16 protein-coding genes, 1 tRNA gene and 1 other RNA gene are annotated in these 19,012 nt (G+C 42.7%); 7 read left to right on the top strand and 11 right to left on the bottom strand.

Annotation, left to right across the window (positions count from 1 at the left end):
• The first annotated feature begins 80 nt into the window (after positions 1-80).
• Positions 81-1,922, top strand: a complete 1,842-nt coding sequence (locus tag LA303_RS07500) for an AMP-dependent synthetase/ligase (RefSeq protein ID WP_240524669.1) — start codon at positions 81-83, stop codon at positions 1,920-1,922.
• A gap of 139 nt (positions 1,923-2,061) precedes the next feature.
• Entirely contained in the window at positions 2,062-3,075 is a 1,014-nt protein-coding gene (gene gap / locus LA303_RS07495; protein ID WP_240524668.1) for a type I glyceraldehyde-3-phosphate dehydrogenase, read from the top strand.
• A 913-nt stretch (positions 3,076-3,988) separates the two neighbouring features.
• On the opposite strand, the gene LA303_RS07490 is transcribed toward gap, so the two are convergent.
• The 4 genes from LA303_RS07490 to LA303_RS07475 form a co-directional block, all read right to left on the bottom strand.
• Positions 3,989-4,645 (bottom strand): response regulator transcription factor, encoded by a 657-nt coding sequence (locus LA303_RS07490; protein ID WP_240524667.1) that lies wholly within the window; start codon positions 4,643-4,645, stop codon positions 3,989-3,991.
• A 52-nt stretch (positions 4,646-4,697) separates the two neighbouring features.
• A complete protein-coding gene (locus LA303_RS07485) occupies positions 4,698-6,194 on the bottom strand; it encodes a sodium/proline symporter (RefSeq protein WP_240524666.1) in 1,497 nt (498 codons plus the stop codon).
• A 67-nt stretch (positions 6,195-6,261) separates the two neighbouring features.
• Positions 6,262-6,594, bottom strand: coding sequence for a DUF1016 N-terminal domain-containing protein (locus LA303_RS07480; RefSeq protein ID WP_240524665.1), 333 nt, complete (start codon positions 6,592-6,594; stop codon positions 6,262-6,264).
• Between the two features lie 65 nt (positions 6,595-6,659).
• Positions 6,660-7,472, bottom strand: a complete 813-nt coding sequence (locus tag LA303_RS07475; RefSeq protein ID WP_240524664.1) for an SDR family oxidoreductase — start codon at positions 7,470-7,472, stop codon at positions 6,660-6,662.
• Between the two features lie 110 nt (positions 7,473-7,582).
• On the opposite strand from LA303_RS07475, the gene LA303_RS07470 reads away from it, so the two are divergent.
• A complete protein-coding gene (locus LA303_RS07470; protein WP_240524663.1) occupies positions 7,583-8,746 on the top strand; it encodes a sigma-54-dependent transcriptional regulator in 1,164 nt (387 codons plus the stop codon).
• 70 nt (positions 8,747-8,816) lie between these two features.
• Here the strand turns inward: LA303_RS07470 and LA303_RS07465 are convergent.
• The 3 genes from LA303_RS07465 to ssrA form a co-directional block, all read right to left on the bottom strand.
• A tRNA-Arg gene (locus tag LA303_RS07465) sits at positions 8,817-8,888 on the bottom strand.
• Between the two features lie 81 nt (positions 8,889-8,969).
• Positions 8,970-9,323 carry a four helix bundle protein gene (locus LA303_RS07460; RefSeq protein ID WP_240524662.1) on the bottom strand — a complete coding sequence of 118 codons (354 nt, stop codon included), beginning with the start codon at positions 9,321-9,323 and terminating at the stop codon, positions 8,970-8,972.
• Between the two features lie 158 nt (positions 9,324-9,481).
• Positions 9,482-9,881, bottom strand: a transfer-messenger RNA (tmRNA) gene (gene ssrA, locus LA303_RS07455).
• 1,031 nt (positions 9,882-10,912) lie between these two features.
• Here ssrA and LA303_RS07450 point away from each other — a divergent pair.
• Positions 10,913-11,869, top strand: a complete 957-nt coding sequence (locus LA303_RS07450) for a TolB family protein (RefSeq protein WP_240524661.1) — start codon at positions 10,913-10,915, stop codon at positions 11,867-11,869.
• Here the strand turns inward: LA303_RS07450 and LA303_RS07445 are convergent.
• Genes LA303_RS07445 through LA303_RS07435 form a run of 3 tightly spaced genes read right to left on the bottom strand, consistent with a single transcriptional unit; the run spans position 11,796 to position 14,567 of the window.
• Positions 11,796-12,875, bottom strand: coding sequence for an ABC transporter permease (locus LA303_RS07445; RefSeq protein WP_240524660.1), 1,080 nt, complete (start codon positions 12,873-12,875; stop codon positions 11,796-11,798). The genes LA303_RS07450 and LA303_RS07445 overlap by 74 nt on opposite strands.
• Before the next feature lie 8 nt (positions 12,876-12,883).
• On the bottom strand, positions 12,884-14,026 hold the full coding sequence (locus LA303_RS07440; protein ID WP_240524659.1) for a BT_3928 family protein: 1,143 nt from the start codon (positions 14,024-14,026) through the stop codon (positions 12,884-12,886).
• The gene (locus tag LA303_RS07435; protein ID WP_240524658.1) at positions 14,013-14,567 is read right to left on the bottom strand and encodes a DUF1599 domain-containing protein; all 555 of its coding nucleotides are present in this window, start codon (positions 14,565-14,567) and stop codon (positions 14,013-14,015) included. The genes LA303_RS07440 and LA303_RS07435 overlap by 14 nt, the downstream gene beginning before the upstream one ends.
• A gap of 52 nt (positions 14,568-14,619) precedes the next feature.
• Between LA303_RS07435 and folP the strand changes: the two genes are divergently transcribed.
• The 3 genes from folP to LA303_RS07420 all read left to right on the top strand — a co-directional run bounded on the left by folP (position 14,620) and on the right by LA303_RS07420 (position 16,810).
• Entirely contained in the window at positions 14,620-15,504 is an 885-nt protein-coding gene (gene folP, locus LA303_RS07430) for a dihydropteroate synthase (protein ID WP_240524657.1), read from the top strand.
• Between the two features lie 25 nt (positions 15,505-15,529).
• A complete protein-coding gene (cdaA, locus tag LA303_RS07425) occupies positions 15,530-16,360 on the top strand; it encodes a diadenylate cyclase CdaA (RefSeq protein ID WP_240524656.1) in 831 nt (276 codons plus the stop codon).
• 69 nt (positions 16,361-16,429) lie between these two features.
• Positions 16,430-16,810, top strand: a complete 381-nt coding sequence (locus LA303_RS07420; protein ID WP_240524655.1) for a class II SORL domain-containing protein — start codon at positions 16,430-16,432, stop codon at positions 16,808-16,810.
• 82 nt (positions 16,811-16,892) lie between these two features.
• Here the strand turns inward: LA303_RS07420 and uvrB are convergent, their stop codons facing one another.
• Positions 16,893-18,914 (bottom strand): excinuclease ABC subunit UvrB, encoded by a 2,022-nt coding sequence (uvrB, locus tag LA303_RS07415; protein WP_240524654.1) that lies wholly within the window; start codon positions 18,912-18,914, stop codon positions 16,893-16,895.
• Positions 18,915-19,012 lie beyond the last annotated feature (98 nt).

The following is a 19,012-nucleotide window of genomic DNA, read 5'->3' as shown; positions in this document are numbered from 1 at the left end:
ACAACAATTAAAAAACCGATAGCGTATAGAAAAAATATTTACAAACCGTCATTCACAAGTTTAACCTAAAACTATTACCTATGAAGCTGGAAAGAAATTTTGACATCCTTGATCAAAATGTCAAAGAGAATAATCTGAAAGTTGCCTTGTCGGTGAAAAGAAACGGACAATGGGAAAATTTCAGCACGGATGAATACAAAGAAATGGTCGATTACTTTAGCTATGGCCTGCTGGCTATGGGCTTTAAAAAAGGAGATAAAATTTTAACAATCTCCAATAATCGTCCGGAATGGAATTTTGCCGACATGGGGATGGGACAGCTCGGTGTGATTCATGTTCCGGTTTATCCTAATATCGGACCGGCTGAGCATCGTTACATCCTGGAACACTCCGAAGCCCGTATCGTTATCCTTTCGTCCAAAGAATATTACGACAAAATAAAACCACTGGCCGACGAAGTTCCGAAGATTGAAAAGATATTCACATACGATAAAGTAAATGGTGTCCCCCACTGGAGCGAAATTGTGGAACTGGGGAAGAAAAACAAAGATAAATACGAAAAAGAACTGCCTAAAATTAAAGACAGCATCTCTAAAGATGACCTTCTTTCCATTATTTATACTTCCGGTACTACCGGACGTTCTAAAGGCGTGATGCTAACCCACAATAATATTTTGAGCAATGTGAATGCATCCAGACCGTTGTTACCGGTGGTTCCCGGTGATCGCTGGTTAAGCTTTTTGCCGTTGTGCCATGTACTGGAACGCGAAGTCAACTATTTGGTCCAGGCAAAAGGTTTAGGCGTGTATTACGTGGAAAGCATCGATACCATTGGTGAAAACCTGAATGAAGTCCATCCGCATGGCTTTGCCACTGTTCCGCGGGTGATGGAAAAACTCTTTGATAAAATCATGCTGAAAGGCAAAGAATTAAAAGGGTTAAAACGTTCGCTGTTCGACTGGGCTGTTAACCTGGGAATGGAATATGAAGATGATCCGGCCAAACGCGGCAAAGCTTATGACTTTAAACTGAAGATTGCCCGGAAACTGATCTTTAGTAAATGGAAAGAAGCTCTTGGCGGCGAGATTAAAGTGATTATTTCGGGAGGGGCAGCACTGCAACCGCGACTGGCCAAGTTGTTCAGCGCAGTAGGAATTACTGTGGCCCAGGGTTACGGATTAACAGAAACGTCTCCGGTAATTTCGGTGAACTATGGCGAATATCCTACCATGCAGGCCGGAAGTGTTGGCCCTGTCTTGTCGAATGTGGAAGTGAAAATTGCCGAAGACGGCGAAATCCTGATGAAAGGCCCCAATTTGATGGTAGGCTATTATAAAGATCCGGAAAAAACCAAAGAAGTGATTGACGAAGAAGGATGGTTCCATACCGGTGATATTGGGAAGATAGAAAATGGAGTACTGTGGATTACCGATCGTAAAAAAGAGATTTTCAAGCTCTCTACAGGTAAATATGTAGCCCCGCAGATTGTGGAAAACCGCTTTAAAGAATCCCCGCTTATTGAGCAAATTCTGGTGGTAGGCGAAGGGGAAAAATTTGCGGCAGCCATTATCAGCCCGAATTTCCATTATCTGCACGGCTGGTGTTTTAAAAATGGTGTGAAATTCCGTGACAATACCGATTTGATTCGTCATCCCAAAGTATTAGCCCGGTATCAGGAAGAAGTGGACCGGATTAATCAAACTTTAGGCCGCCATCGTCAGATTAAGAAGTTTGCCCTTACCTGCCGTGAATGGTCTACCGAAACCGGCGAGCTCTCCCCTACGCTGAAATTGAAACGAAATCAGTTGAAAAAACTGTATAAAACCAAACTGGACAACTTATACGGTTATACTGACGATTACGGTGATCTTGGCCTTATCGAAAATACCGCTTCTGCAAAAAAAGAAGAAGCTGAAAAATAAACCGCTCAGATTAACTTGTTTACCGTGCCCTGCGGCGACTTTTGTCAAAGCAGGGCTTTTTTATGCAATTTAGAACCGGTTTGAACGCCATTTTCCCGGTGGTTTCATACATTTGTCTTGTCAATTACAGCTTTACATTATGAATAAAATACGCATTGCCATTAACGGGTTTGGCCGGATTGGCCGGATTACCTTTCGTAATCTTCAAAAAAAAGAAAATATGGAAGTGGTAGCCATCAATGATTTGACGGATACCGCCAACCTGGCTCATTTGCTTAAATATGATTCTGTGCATGGTCCGTTTCGGGGAACAGTGCAACACACTGAAAAAGCGCTCATTGTAAATGATAATCAGATTCTGGTTTTCAACGAACCGGATCCGTCGAAACTTCCCTGGGAAAAACTGAAGATTGATGTGGTGATCGAATCAACCGGACAGTTTGTTGAACGCGACAAAGCCATTCTTCATGTGGAAAAATCAGGTGCCCGGAAGGTCATTATTTCTGCACCGGCCAAAGGTGAACGCGAAAATGTAAAATATGTCGTGCTGGGCGTTAACGACCAGATTATTGACAAAAAGGATGTGATTATTTCCAATGCTTCCTGTACCACCAATAATGTGGCGCCGCTGATTATGATTCTGGATGAGCTTTGGGGCATTGAAAAAGGATTTATGACTACGGTACATTCTTATACCAAAGACCAGAACATTGTGGACGGTCCGCATAAAGACTGGCGCAGAGGCCGGGCTGCTGCTTATTCGATCGTTCCTACAACTACGGGAGCAGCCAAAGCTTCCACCCGGATTTTTCCTCATCTGAAAAACAACCTGGGAGGTGCCGGAATCCGGGTTCCTGTTCCGGATGGCTCGCTTACCGACCTGACCTGTACGCTCAGGAAATCAACCAGCGTGGAAGAGATCAACGCTGCTTTTAAAGAAGCTGCCCAGGGCCGGTTAAAAGGAATTTTGCAATATACCGAAGATCCTATTGTGTCTGCCGATATTATTGGAAATACCCACTCGGCTGTTTTTGATGCCAATTTAACCGCTGTGTTGGGGGATAAACATAAGCTGGTGAAAGTGGTGGCCTGGTACGACAACGAAATGGGATACTCCAGCCGGCTGGTGGAACTGATCGAAAAATTTGTCTGACTTTACTTTAAGTCCTTCACACTTCAAATTTTAAGTACTTCAAGTGCCTAAAGTGGGAAATCACAAAAAACAAAAAAGCAAATCACAAAAAAATCCCAAATTCCAAAAATTAACTTCTTTTGTCATGCTGAACGCAGTGAAGCATCTATTTTAACAACCGTGATTATTTTTAAGATCCTTCACTCCGCTGCGCTCCGTTCAGGACGACAGAAAAAAACAGGTAAATATCTGAAAATCAACAATACCAATAACCAGGACTAATGACCAAGTGAGAAATCACAAAAAACATAAAAACAAATCACAGCCTCGTTCATCAATTATCGTTGAGTCAAACATCTTCCCATCTAACGTTCTCCATCCTTCCATCCCAAATCTTTCAGCATTAGAGATCCTTCGCTTCGCTCAGGAGGACAAACACGACTGGGCAAAATGGCGAAAGGACGCCCCCCAAAAAACAAAATCCACCCCTGTTTATCTTTCATCGCTCTGCATTTATCGTTCGTTCATCCTTTCCCAATAACTCTTTTTACCACGAAGTCCCTCAAAGGACATCACAAAGAAGCTCAAAGGAAAACGTTAAAAAAATCCTATTCACTTTTAAGTACTTCACACTTCACACTTCAAACTTCAAGTACTTAAAATGCCTAAAGTGGGAAACTCCAAAAAGCAAAAGACAAATCACAAGGGAAATCCAAAAAAACAAATCCGAAAAATTCTAAATTAATGATAACCAATCAAAACAACTCAACACTTATCATTTATCGTTTATCGCTCATCATTTCCCAATGACCAGTGTACTAATGACTCTTTTTACCACAAAGTCCCTCAAAGGACATCACAAAGAAGCTCAAAGGAAAACGTTAAAAAAAGTCCTGCTCACTTTAAGTACTTCACACTTCAAACTTCAAGTACTTCAATCAATCTGTATAATATTGTTTTTAATGGCAAATTTCACCAGATCGACGGTAGTTTTCAGTTCAATTTTTTTCATAATGTTGTTCTTATGCGTTTCTACCGTTCGCACGCTGATAAATAACTTTTCTGCAATATGGCGGTTAGACATTCCTTCGGCAAACAGTTTAAAGACTTCCATCTCACGCGGCGAAAGCTGTTTGAGTTTGTCTTCTTTTTCCTCCGGACCAATTTTTTGATCTGATAAATAGCTGTGGAGCAGAATATCGGTTATGCTTTTGGCGTAATATTCGTGCCCGTTGCGTAAGGTGTAAATGGCTTCCAGTATTTCTGACCGATTGGCATCGCTTCCCAAATGTCCTTTTGCTCCGGCTTTAATGGTTCGTAAAATAAATTTTTCATCGTTGAACAACGACAAAACCAACATCTTCCCTTTAGGGAAAAATTGCGGAAAACGTTTAATATCATCAATTATTTTCTCCGAAATGCGGTAAGCAATCAGTAATACAACATGGACCGGATTTTCGGGAGGTTGCCGAATTAAATCATTTAAAGTCTCGTAAGTGCCTGAAATTTCAATGTCTTCAGAATCTTTCAGCAAAGCACAAAAAGCATCGGAAATAACCGGATAAGAATTGACAAGTGCAACGTAAATCATGAAATTTTCGTTTTTCTGTCTGCGAAATTACTAAAAGTATTCCATTTGCCCTTTATGAAACCGGTTGTTTTCCGGAATAATCCGGTGAATAATGCGATTCTGATTTATTCAGTAACCAGGTGGCCAGAACAGCAACAATCAATGTTGTCGCAAAAGTCATAATGCGCGAAGTGATCACCTTGTCCATTCCGGTATTGATCCAGATAATGGTAAAAAGGATGCCATAGACGATCGTCACCAAAACCGCTTTTCCGTGGTATCTTTTCCAAAAAAGCGTCAGCAGTACCACGACCGAGAAAGTGCCGCCAATGCCTGCCCATACATAACTCACCAAGGTAAAAATAAAAGTTTTGCTTCCTGTAAACCAGGAAAGCAACAGAGCTATAATGGCCAGAAAGGCAGTGATTACACGCGAGATAAACAGATTGTGTTTTTGTAAAAAACTTTTGTTTTTGACCAGTGGTTTAAGAATGTTTTCAGAGAATTCTGTGGCGGAAAGAATCAATAACGAATCGGCGGTGGAAATCATGGCGGCAATGGCGCCGGTAATAAGAATGGCAGCAAAAACCGGATGAAAAATCTGGAGCATCACTTTCGGCATTACAAATTCTCTGTCAGACAAGCCGTGCGGACCAAAGATGGCCAGTCCGAGCCATCCGATCGACAAAGCGCCGAGATAAGCAATCAGCGTCCACGTAATGCCCACATTACGGGCAAATTTGGCCTGTTTCGGATTTTTTATGGCCATAAAACGGGTCGTTAGCTGCGGTTGGCCACCCAGATAACCAAAAAACCACGAAAAACCACCGACAATGACTACGCCCAGCGAAAATCCGGAGGCCGCCCCCGTTAAAGAAGTGTAAGAGGAACCGGCTTTGGATAAGGCCATGCTCATACTGTGGGCATACAGACCGGGATGATGGGCGACGTAAAAAATGCCAACCAGTGGTCCTACGATCAAGGCAATGATCATGACGATGGCCTGAACAACATCGGTGTAAACCACCGACTGGAACCCGCCGTAAATGGTGTACGGAATAATAACGGCAGCCGTGATGATCATTCCTGTTCTGGCATCCAGCCCAAACATGGTATGGAGTGTTTTTCCTCCACCAAGAAATTGTGCGCCCACATAAAAGAAGAAAAAGAATACGATGGCCGCGCTGGATACCATTCTGATTTGTTTTGCTTTTTCAGGATGCGAACGGGCCAGAAATCCGGTAAAAGTATTGGCCTGGTATTTTTCAGCCGCATCGCGCAGGCGCCAGGCCAGCAAAGCCCAGGCCGTTACAATGCCGGCCACACAACCTACGGCAGTCCATATTTCAGAAAGCCCCATGGCATAAGCGGCGCCGGGTAAACCCAGCAAAGCCCATGAAGATTCGCCCGTGGCTCGTTCTGATAATGCCGCCACCCAACCGGGCAGGTTCCTGCCGGCAATGGCATAATCATCGCCTGATTTGACCTTTCGGCCCTGAAAAATGCCCCATCCCACCAACAGGATGATGTACACCAACATGGTGATTAAGATCACTGTATGACTACCCATTTTTCGTCCTCCTATTAATTACAGCAATAAATTATTTTCCGTTTGCTCATTTTCTTTATCCAGAATTTTATTTAATTCGGCTATCAGTTTTAATAATTGTGGTGCACCAACTCAGTTTGTGAGGCAAAACTTCCCTCTTTCCAAATTGTCCAGACACTGTCTGGATTTTTTGAAAGCGCAAATAAAATGCCCGGATTTGGAAAAGATTGGACCGGCTGAATCCCTTTCCGTATTCCATACTCAAATCCTTTGAGAGCTTGGTTAAAAGCGCTTTACCATATTCGGCCTTCTCTTGTCCGTGTTGTTCAAATTCAACAATATGTCTTCCGATTTGCCAATAGGTTTCAAGCAAAATCGTATTCACTGACTGTGCTGCTCTTTTTCTGCCTTCTTCCAGCAAACCGACAATCTTTTCTTTGAGAATGTTGTAATTCTGTTTTGTAAGATGTGCCATCGTTAAGTAAATTATTTTTTCCCTTTGGAAACCGCTTTCAACGCTATTTTATCTACCAGTCCGGGAGCCAGTAGTTTGAGCCACAATCCTATTTTTGCTTTTGTTGTCATCACCACTTCTCTTTTGCGTTTGGCAATGGCCGGAATCATTAAGCTTACACATTTTTCCACCGTCATGGTTGTGGATTCGTCCAGCGGACTTTCATCTAACGATTTTCCGTCAGCGCCAAAAGCCCTTTTGCGGACTTCGGTAGCGACAAATCCGGGATAGATCATGGTCACGCTGACTCCGGTATCTTTTAATTCTATACGCAGGGTATCAAAAAAGCCGGCCATGGCATGTTTACTGGCCGCATAGCCGCTGCGGGTGGGAACGCCGGTTTTGCCGGTAAGGCTGGAAACCCCTACGAGACGGCCCTTGGTTTTTTTAAGATAAGGCAACGCATAAAACGTACAGTATAAACTTCCGAAATAGTTGACTTTCATGATTTCTTCAAAAGGCGTAACATCGGTAAACTCTTCAAAATAGGCCCACATGGAGATACCTGCATTATTTACCAGCACATCTATCCGCCCGTATTCCGCTACGGTTTTTTCAATAAAATTCCGGCAACTTTCTTTTTGGGCTACATCAAGCTGAAGCGCCAGTGCCTTTCCCCCCTTTTGACGGCAAAGCGCGGCAGTTTCCTCTTGTTTTTCCAGGTTCCGTGCCCCCAGAGCCAACCAGGCTCCTTGTTCGGCCAAACGAACGGCCAACTCTTTACCAATTCCTGAAGAAGCGCCCGTAATGGCAACCACTTTGTCTTGAAAAGAAAATTTATTCATAACGTAATCGCTTTATCTTTTGGCGAATGTATGAAAATCATTCGAAAGGTAAAAAAGATAACTTTCCGGAAAACAGCCGTTTTTTTTACCTTTGGAAAAAAATAACGTTTATGGCAAAAATTCTGGTTATTGATGATGAAAGCAGCATCCGGCGTACTTTAAAAGAAATTTTAGAATTTGAAAAGTATGAAGTGGATCTGGCTGCCAACGGAATGGACGGACTTGAACTGGCTCAGGCCAATAGCTATGATGTGATTCTGCTCGACATTAAAATGCCGGAAATGGATGGAATGGAAGTGCTTGATAAGCTTCAGAAGTTTTCTGATTGTCCGGTGATTATGATTTCGGGGCACGGCACTATTGAAACGGCGGTAGAAGCCATTAAAAAAGGTGCTTATGATTTTATTGTCAAACCACCAGACCTGAATCGGTTGCTGATCACTTTACGCAATGCCATTGATAAGAAGGAACTGGTTGTTCAGACTAAGAACCTGAAAAAAGAAATTGAAAGAAAATATGAAATCGTGGGGAATTCCAAACCCATTTTGCAATTAAAAGAGATGATAACCAAAGTGGCGCCAACCACGGCCCGTGTGTTAATTGCCGGCGAAAACGGAACCGGAAAAGAACTGGTGGCAAGGCAAATTCATGAACAAAGCAACCGTCAAAAATCACCGTTTGTTGAGGTAAACTGTGCTGCCATTCCGTCTGAATTAATTGAAAGTCAGTTGTTCGGGCACGAAAAAGGTTCGTTTACCTCGGCCATTAAACAACGGAAAGGTGATTTTGAACTGGCGCACGGCGGTACCCTGTTCCTTGATGAAATTGGCGATATGAGCCTTTCGGCACAGGCCAAAGTTTTAAGGGCATTACAGGAAAATAAAATTATCCGTGTGGGCGGTGAAAAGGAAATTCCGGTGGACGTACGGGTCATTGCCGCTTCGAATAAAAATCTGCCCGAGGAGATTAAAAAAGGAAACTTTCGTGAAGATTTGTACCACCGGCTGAGTGTTATCGTTATGCAGGTTCCTCCTTTGCGCGAGCGGTTAGATGACATTCCCCTGCTGGTAGAACATTTTATTAAAGAACTTGCCGAAGCGCAGGGAAAACCTCCGTTGCAGATAACCGACAAAGCCATTCAAATGCTTCAGACATTTCGCTGGACGGGCAATATCCGCGAACTCCACAATGTGGTGGAACGTCTCACCATTCTTTGTGATAAAGAAATTACGGAAAAAGATATCGAAACCTTTGTCAAACCGCTGATGTTGTAAATCGCGACAAAAGCATTGATTTCCAATAAAAAAAGCGACCTGATTTTCATCAAGTCGCTTTTTTAGGTTGTGATCCCGCCGGGATTCGAACCCAGATCATCAGAACCGGAATCTGACATTCTATCCGTTGAACTACGGGACCAATAATAATGTTCAATGTTTGATTTTAGATGTTGGATGTTTTTATTTAAATGTTTATTTGTTTAAGCGCTACTAACTTATATTATTTTTTATTACGTAATGTATTCCGTGTAGCAATATAAATGGATGCTAATTCATGAGCTTCTTTTATCAGCTCCTTTGCCTTCGTATGTTCAAATAAATCAAATTCACACCCCAAATCTATCCAAAACTCAGCTTCATCTGCTTCTTCAATTACAATACTAAGTTTTGCAATAAAAGCAGCTCTTGACTGAGCCAATTTTGAAGCTCTGTAATTGGCAGCAATTGAAGTAGAACACCGAATCAATTGATCTCTGATATGATTTCCAAGTTTTGTATTGGGCAGACTTTCAGCAAGCTGAACACACTTAATGGCAAAACGTTTATTTCTTTCGATTAATTCGTTTTTATCCACGGATATATTTTTCTTCAAAAGTAAAAAAATCCAGTTTTTCAGCGCTGGGAATTATGTTTCTGCCCATCTCTCACATACTACATCCTCTTACATCCAAACATCTTCCATCATCTACCCAAACATCATCCATCATCCATCCAAACATCTAACATCCAATTCCGTGGAGCTGGAGGGATTCGAACCCTCGTCCATACATTGAATCAATATGCTTTCTACATGCTTAGTTTGTCTTTGATTGTCGGGCAATACACGGGGACAAACACCCAAGATATTGCCTTAGCCTCTAAAATCTCGTTTTGGCTCCGAGGCATAGCCAAAACCAGTCTGAAGTTCCTTGCGACTCGTTACCAGGCCGGAATCAGACATCTCCACCTGCGAGCCGTCTCGTCCCCTGTAACCTTGACAGAGGATTAAGCCTATCTACTGTGCTTCGATTAGGCTGCGAGAGCGTAATTAGTTTCGCCAATTAAAAAATTTGTAACCAGGTTTTACGGGTCTTGTTACCTTGCCCGGCATGCTTACATATTCATTCTCATGCTGTCAAAACCAGTCAGCCCCAATTTGTCAAAGAACTTCTCTTCTTTTTGGGAGCACAAAAGTAAAAAAAATGTTTTATGCCCTGCCTTTTATATCAATTTTTATGCCATGAAATTTTGACATTGCAGCAAATTCCTATTTTGTCACGATACCATCTGTTTGATAAAAAAAGGTTTGCGTCATAATATCCATTATTGTTTTTCTTTTTTCCCAAGACAGCTTTTCGAAATCCCGAAAGGGTTGAATACCGGCCTCTGAATAAATTCAGAGTCAATGGTAATAAGTCGTCCCTACGGGACTCCAAGTATCACATCTTCCGTGTTTGATGCAAACGAAACCGAGAATTCATCTTTCAAACGAACGCTTAAACGACGAATATTAGATTATCAATTGTTTATTGTTTAGTTTTTGGAGTTTCGTTTGTCATTTGTCTTTTTGTTTTTTGGGATTTCTAACTTTAGGCACTTGAAGTGTAAAGTACTTAAAATTAGCCCAATCTTTTTCTCGTGTTTGTAGCTAATCCCGGAGGGATTAAACGGGAATAACCCTGTACGAAGTGCAGGGAAATAAATCCACCAGAGAATCATAACCCCGAAGGGGTTGAATACCGGCCTCTGAATAAATTCAGAGTCATTGGTAATAAGTCGTCCCTACCGGGACTCCAATACACCACATCTCGTCCGTGTTTGGCATTTGGTTTTTTGGGGGAATTTGTTTTTTGATATTTCGTTTGTGATTTATTTTTTTGTCTTTTGGGGTTTCCCTTTTGTGATTTTGTCTGCGCAGGCTCCGTAGGAATTTCTTCGGAAAATGGTGCGGATAGTCCGTGCGTTTGTCCGCCCTTATAAAGAATCCGGGCGGACCCGCCCACAATGGAAGTTCTTTCCGAACATTATCTTTTTACTTCATAAAGTATTTAACACATCATGAACTCAATGGAAACCGGATAATAAAACGAAAATATCATCAGCACATCAAATAAAAATTAGACAACACGGCAGTAAAACAACGCTCCTGTTTGTTACTTTTGCAGCCATATCAACAGAACAATCTTGAACATCAGAGCACACCATATTTCATTCTTTCTATATTCCATTTTCTTGTGGAGCTTTTGGCTTTTTGCCCCGCTTACGGCATGGGCACAAACCGGAAGTTTCTGTCATCAGGATTTTCCTTCCGTTTCAAAAAACGGAATTCTGTTTCAGTGCAGCAGCGATTCGGCAGACAGCCGCATTATGCTTTTCTATCCGGCAACCGATTCGGTTGTCCGGTTACCGATTCATCATTCATCTCCTCAACATCCGGTATGGGTTCCCGGGAAAAAAGCTTTGGTTTATGATGTCGGGCATCAGCTGGATAGCCGATTACAATATTTTGATATTCAAACAAAAAGGCAAAAGAGTTTAATACCGTACAAAGTAGTCTCTCGTGAAGCTTCCTTTACCCCATCCCGGCATCTTGTGATTTTCTCTGGTTACGATGACCGTACCGGCTATTGGCAAATTTATAGCTATGATTTTATTTACGGAAACATTAACCGCCTAACCACAGAAAAGGGCAATTGCCGTTTTCCGGTTTTCTCTCCGGATGGTAAAAAAATTGCCTACATCGTGCATGCTGAAAATGGCCGGCAATATTTGAAATGCATGAATTGGTATGGAGAAACAGTAGATACGCTTTCCGAAAATGTTTTTGGAAAAGTTTGCTGGACACCGGACAGCTATCGTATTTTGTACGTTAGCCAGCAAGGAATTCGCTTTGTTTTCATGTCGGTAACAGGAGATAACACGTACAAAAGAGAAATATTTTCATTCTCTGTTCCGATAAAGAATCCTGCCCTGTCTGTCGATGGAAAAATCCTTTATCTTGTTAAAAAAAACCAGCTTGTAAAAATACCTTTCTCTTCTGTGCGCAGTGGCAATTTTTCTGTTTTGATCAACTCAGACGCACCCGCGGATCCAAAAGCGCATAAAGGATATCCACAAAAATATTCGTCAAAATCAGAATAACGGCGATAAAAAGTACCACGCCCATGATTACGGGAAGATCATATTTTTCCAGTCCGTCCACAATGACCAGCCCGATTCCTTTCCAGTCAAAAACATATTCCACAAATACGGCTCCGGCCAAAAGAGAAGCAAACCATCCGGTGATGGCTGTAATCACCGGGTTTAACGCATTGCGCATGGCGTGTTTAAATATCACCCGAACCGGTCGCAGCCCTTTGGCATAAGCTGTCCGGATATAATCCTTCGATAACTCGTCCAGCAAAGCACTGCGGGTAAGACTAATCACAATGGCTAAAGGTCTTATTCCCAGCGTAATTGCCGGTAAAATTAAATTACGAAGGTTAAGGTAAACTTCTCCGGTATAATTGTCAACGGAATATAGACTTCCGAACATGGGAAGTCCGGTATATTTTTCCCACACAAAACCAAACAGCCAGGCAATCAGAATAGCAGCAAAAAACGAAGGAACCGACATTCCCAATGATGAGAATACCATCATAAACCGGTCGTAAGCACTGTCTTTGTATAGAGCAGCTGGTATTCCCAGTAAAATGCCCAGAAACAGCGCCATGAAGATGGCGGCGGCGGCCAGCAGAAATGTTTTGGGAAAGGCTTCTGCAATAATGGCAGACACTTCTCTTTTACTTTGGTATGAACGGCGGAGATAAGGAGGTTTCAATACCAGTACATCGTGTTTAAAATGCAGTAAGATATGGGCAGACGGATATTTATTTCGATTCAGATACCAATAGCTTTTCGGATTGTCGGCATTGTGAACGGAAAGGGGTGATAAGTCATTCAGGAAATTAAGATACTGGATATAAAGGGGTTTGTCCAAGCCTAAATCTTTGCGGATGGCTTCTACCGACGAAATGTCAGCCCGTTGCCCGAGCAACATACGCGAAGCATCGCCCGGCAGCAGGTTGAATAACAGAAACACCAATGTTACCACTCCCCACAACACCAGAATTCCGTAAAACAACCTTTTAACGATATAGTGTAACATCTTCTCTCCTATTCAGCCGGTGAAACTAAGATTTTTTTCAATTGAAGGGTATCCGGAAAGTCATGAAAATCCCATTTCTTCAGGATAACTCCATGATGTAGCAAAATCAGTCCCGGATTGGAGCGTATCATGGCTTTCAGATCGGTTTCATCTGCCAGATAAACCGGAAAACGAACCCCTGACCTTTTCTCTTTTTGGAGTGCTTCTTCTCTGCTGGTAGCCGTCAGGAGCACCATGGAAATTTTTTTCTTTTTCAGAAAACGGGCAATTTCAGCCGCTTTGTTCCACCCCTTTTGATTGGCTTTGTCTAAATTGTATGATACAAGAAGGAAACGATATCCGGGATATTCGATGATTTTGCGCGAACAATCGTTGCCGGCTGCATCTTCTATAACCAGGTTATACTTTTTGTTGATGACCGGTTGAAAAGTGTACTGTTTTACAAATTTCCATCGTGCCATCCAGGCCGTGTCTTTCCAAGGGTAATCCGGAAAAAGAAAAGTTTTTTGTTGTCCGGTTTTTTTATTTTCATAAACCACGTAACGCTTAGGATTTTGCGGAACAACCGTCATATCCCGGCCTGTTTTCCATGCGCGGAAATCTATTACCGGAAGATGGTAAAGATTATAGCCCATAAATCCTAAAAAACCCATTCCGAAGAGAACAAGGATCACGGCCTGCCGGCCTTTTGTCCTCTTGCTTTTCTGGTCTTTGCTTCCCCAAAAAAGGAATACGACATTCAGAAAAAGCAGCGCCACATTTTTATAAAAAGTTTCCCAGTTGGTTAGCTTAACCGCATCGCCAAAGCAACCACAATCAGGAACCATATTATACCGTGCATCGAACCAGGTGACCACTAAAAAGAACAACAGCATCAGCAACATGGCTTTCGCCGCTGTCCGGATAAAAAGACGAAACAAAAATCCAATGGCCAATAAAAACTCCGACAGGATAATCAAGAAAGTAATTTCCATGGCATAAGGCAGCAATGCCGTCCACCCGTATACCTGAAGATAATCCTGAACGCGGTATGAAGTGCCTACCGGATCAATACCTTTTACTACCGAAGAAAACAGAAAAACCAGTCCGAGCACTATTCGGACAATATTCATTAAAACATAAACAAAACGTCTGGCTTTATTCCTGCTCACCTTCCAGTAAAATTTTAATGAGTGCAAAAACAGAATAATTGATGATGTCGTAATAATTGGCATCCAGTCCTTCCGAAACCATTGTTTTTCCTTCGTTATTTTCGATTTGTTTGATGCGAAGGAGTTTCATTAAAATGATATCGGTTAAAGAAGAAATACGCATATTTCGCCAGGCTTCGCCATAGTCGTGGTTTTTATTTAACATCAAATCGCGTGCTTTCTCGAGATATTTCCGGAATAATTTGCGGGCAGTTTCTTCGTCCAGATCCGGGCTGTCGGCTACTCCTTTTTCCAGTTGAATCAGGGCCATGACCGAATAATTGACAATACCGATAAATTCGGGAACGATTCCTTCTTTTATTTTTTGTTCACCTTTCAGTTGAATGCTGCGAATCCTTTTGGCTTTAATATAAATCTGGTCAGTAAGGCTGGAAGTTCGTAAGATCCGCCAGGCTGACCCGTAATCTTTCATCTTTTTCTCAAAAACATCCACACATTGCTGCATGATGGTTTCAAACTGCTGCGCTGTTTTGTTTTCCATAAATTACGTTTAATAATTCCCTACTTTTGACACGGTAAAATGGTCTTTTTTTATGGGCAATAAAGATACTTTTTTTCCGGCAATACAAAAGATCCGGGCAGGAGAAAAAATCATTGATTTTTCCCGTCCGAAAATCATGGGAATTTTAAACCTTACCCCCGATTCTTTCTTTGATGGCGGAAAATATATTGATGGGGAACAAGGACTGTATCATGCGGAAGAAATGCTGAAGGATGGTGCTGATATAATTGATATTGGTGCCGTTTCCACCCGCCCGGGAGCACCGGAAGTGGATGAAGAAGAAGAGAAAAGACGATTGTTACCGGTACTGGAGAAACTGGTTGCTCATTTTCCGGAGGCGCTGTTTTCCATTGATACTTTTCGTTCCGGTGTAGCAAAAGAAGCTGTTGAAACGGGAGCGCATATTGTTAATGATATTTCCGGTGGAACCATGGATACCAATATGTTCAGCACGATCGCCCGGCTTAATGTTCCTTATATTCTTATGCATATCCACGGCACACCGCAAACCATGCAACAGCATCCTGTCCCGCGTCAGACGATTGTTGAAAAAGTAAGTACTTTCTTTTCCGGTCGTGTGCAACAGTTACGAGAACAAGGCGTGGAAAATATTATTTTGGATCCCGGTTTTGGCTTTGGCAAAACCCTGGAAGCCAATTACCGGTTGCTGGCACAACTCGGCGATGTCAGAGTAGGAAATCTTCCGATCCTGGCGGGAATTTCGCGGAAGTCGATGATCAATAAAGTACTGCAAACCCAACCGGAGGAAGCATTGAACGGTACTACAACATTGCATACCCTGGCGTTACTCAACGGGGCCAATATTTTGCGTGTACACGATGTAAAAGAAGCAGTTGAAGTTGTCCGACTGGTTGAATTTTACCGTAACTTTGGGAATTCGGGCAATTCGTATTAATTTTACCCCGTAAAAGCGTTTAAATTTGGAAGCAATTTTTATCCACATTCGTATTCTTGACCTGGTCGACATCTTTTTGGTGGCGGTTTTACTCTTTATGCTGTACAAGTTGCTGAAGGGCACCGCAGCCATTAATATCTTTCTGGGGATTGTAGCCATCTTTGTGCTCTGGAAAATTACTGCTGCACTAAAGATGCAACTGCTGTCAGATATTCTTGGTGCATTTATCAGTGTGGGAATTATTGCGTTTCTCATTATTTTTCAACCGGAAATCCGGCAGTTTCTGTTGGCATTGGGTACCCCGTCGTTTCTTGGAAAGTATGGAAAACATTTTGCTTTTTTATCCAACTGGTTTGAATCGTCGTACGAAACCGATACCAATCCGGTGGTGGTGGCTTGCCGGCACATGAGCAATATCAAGCAGGGGGCATTGATTGTGATTACACGGCAAAATGAATTACAACAGGTGGTGAACACCGGGGTGATTATTGATGCTGTGATCAGCAGTCCGCTTATTGAAAACATCTTTTTTAAAAACAGCCCATTACACGATGGGGCGATGATCATCACCCAAAACCGGATAAAAGCGGCTGGCTGTGTGTTGCCGGTTTCCAAAAAGAAACTGCCCCGTTATGCCGGACTGCGGCACCGTGCAGCAGTCGGTCTTACTGAAATATCCGATGCCATTGCCATTGTGGTATCCGAAGAAACCGGTAATATTTCGTATTGTACCGGCGGCAACATCCGTCATAACATCGAACCTTCCACGCTGCAGCAAAAACTGGCTTCTGATTTGGGACTTGATTCGGAACAAGCTGATACTGAATCGGTTCAGGAAAATGTTAAAAAAGATTAAGTAAATCGGTTTTCCTATCATATTTTTTATACTTTTGCCTTATTAATAATCATTTTAAATAATACAACCATGAAAATTAACAGATATGTCGACATTTCGACCATTGACCGCGAAGCAAAAAGAGATTACATTGACCGTCATTCACCCTTTATTCATTGCGAAAAAACAGCCAAAAAAGGGGAAAAATTTAAAGTAACGGTAAAATTGGGGGATGAATATCCGCACCCGGATGATTTTGATCATTATATTGCCTGGGTTCAACTCTGGAATGGAGAAAACAACCTGGCACAGGCTACTTTTGTTCCGGGCGCTCTTGGCAATCAACCCGGACACGTAGAAGTTGACTTTTACATTGTACCTACAAGAAATATGAAACTTACAGCCATGGCTTTTTGTACCAAACACGGCCTCTGGCAGAGTGACGAAGTCGTAGTGGAAGTAACCGAATAATACCGATCGGAATTATTTTCTGTTTTATAAAATAAAAAACCTGAAAGGAAAGCCTTTCAGGTTTTTTTTATGCCGGGGAAACTCATTCCATGGTAGATAATAGTTTTTCCAGGCTTTTTACTTCGTCGCGCAAGCGGGCTGCTTCAATAAAATCCAATTCGCGGGCTGCTTTCTGCATCTCTTTCCGGTTTTTTTCAATGGATTTTCTGACCGCATCGGCACTCATATACTGCACCACCGGATCGGCAGCCACATCCGGTTCTTTTTCCACATAAAATTTTTCGGTTTCTTTTTTGCTGTCTGCTACAACGGTTTGCCCGAGGATAGAATCGGTTGACTTAATGATCTGCTTGGGGGTAATGCCGTGTTCTGCATTGTAAGCCAGTTGTTTCTCTCTTTTCCGGTTGGTTTCTTCAATGGTCCGTTGCATGGAGCCGGTGATGGTATCGGCATAGAAAATAACTTTACTGTCCAAATTCCGGGCTGCCCGTCCGGCTGTTTGGGTTAACGAGCGTTCTGAACGCAAAAAGCCCTCTTTGTCGGCATCCAAAATTGCTACCAGCGACACTTCGGGCAAGTCCAGTCCTTCACGCAGCAGGTTCACTCCTACTAACACATCTATTTTCCCAAGACGCAGGTCCCGCATGATTTCAATCCGGTCCAGCGTATCGACATCCGAGTGGATATACCGGGTTTTTATGTTCAGATCCAACAGATATTTCGAAAGTTCCTCGGCCATTCTTTTGGTTAAGGTGGTTACCAGTACCCGTTGATTTTTTTGAATGGTTTTTTCTATTTCATCCAACAGATCGTCCATTTGGTTCAGGCTGGGACGAACCTCTATTTCCGGTTCCAGTAAACCGGTCGGACGAATAATTTGTTCCACCACCACGCCTTCAGCTTTTTGCAGCTCATATTCGGCCGGTGTGGCACTGACATAAATGGTTTGTCCGGTAAGCTGTTCAAACTCATCGAATTTCAACGGCCGGTTATCCATGGCCGAGGGAAGCCGAAATCCGTATTCCACCAGGTTTTGTTTACGCGAGCGGTCGCCGCCATACATGGCCCTGATTTGCGGAATGGTCACATGACTTTCATCAATAATGGTGATAAAATCGTCCGGAAAATAATCCAGCAGACAAAAGGGACGTGAACCCGGTTTTCGTCCGTCAAAGTATCGTGAATAATTTTCAATGCCGGAGCAATATCCCAATTCGCGCAACATCTCCACATCATAAGTTACGCGGTCTTCCAGCCGTTTGGCTTCCTGATGCTTTCCTATTTCGCGGAAATATTCCACCTGTTTTTGCATATCCAGCTGAATCTCCTGAATGGCTTCGGTCATTTTATCCCGTGTGGTAACAAAAATATTGGCCGGATAAATGGTTACGGAGTTTTCTTTTGAGATCCGTTTTCCGGAAAGCGGATCAATGGTTTCCAGCACATCAATTTCATTTCCCCAAAAGATCACACGAACTGCGTGATCGGCATACGCCGGAAAGATATCGACCGTATCGCCTTTTACGCGGAAGTTTCCCCGTCCCAGTTCGGTTTGCGTTCTGGAATATAACGCATTCACCAGGTCGTTTAACAATTTCTGCCGGCTCAAAGCCTGTCCGCTTTGGAGTGCAATAACATTACTGGAGAAATCATCCGGATTACCAATGCCATAAATACAAGAAACCGAACTGACCACAATGACATCCCGGCGGCCTGATAGCAAAGCGGATGTGGCGCTTAGCCGCAGTTTTTCAATTTCTTCATTGATGGAGAGATCTTTTTCGATGTAGGTATTGGTTACCGGAATATAAGCTTCCGGCTGGTAATAATCGTAATAAGAAACAAAATATTCCACCCGGTTTTCCGGGAAAAACTGCTTGAACTCACCATAAAGCTGAGCTGCCAGCGTTTTGTTATGGCTCAGAATCAATGCCGGCCGGTTTACGCGGGCCAGGACATTCGCAATGGTAAACGTTTTGCCCGAACCGGTTACGCCGAGCAATACTTGCGCCGCATCTCCGCGATTCAAGCCTTCCGTCAGTTGCTGAATGGCTTCCGGCTGGTCGCCTGTAGGCTGATATTCCGAAATCAGTTTAAATGGCATATAGGAACAATTACAGGCTAACAATTAAATTTTTTACTGTGAACAACTGTTTTTGCTACACAGTAATACCGGCAGTTAAAACAAAACCCTGCCGGATT

Origin of the sequence: Candidatus Sulfidibacterium hydrothermale (assembly GCF_020149915.1) — a bacterium.
GTDB classification, from domain to species: domain Bacteria; phylum Bacteroidota; class Bacteroidia; order Bacteroidales; family F082; genus Sulfidibacterium; species Sulfidibacterium hydrothermale.
This window is presented reverse-complemented; position numbering and strand designations above follow the sequence as displayed.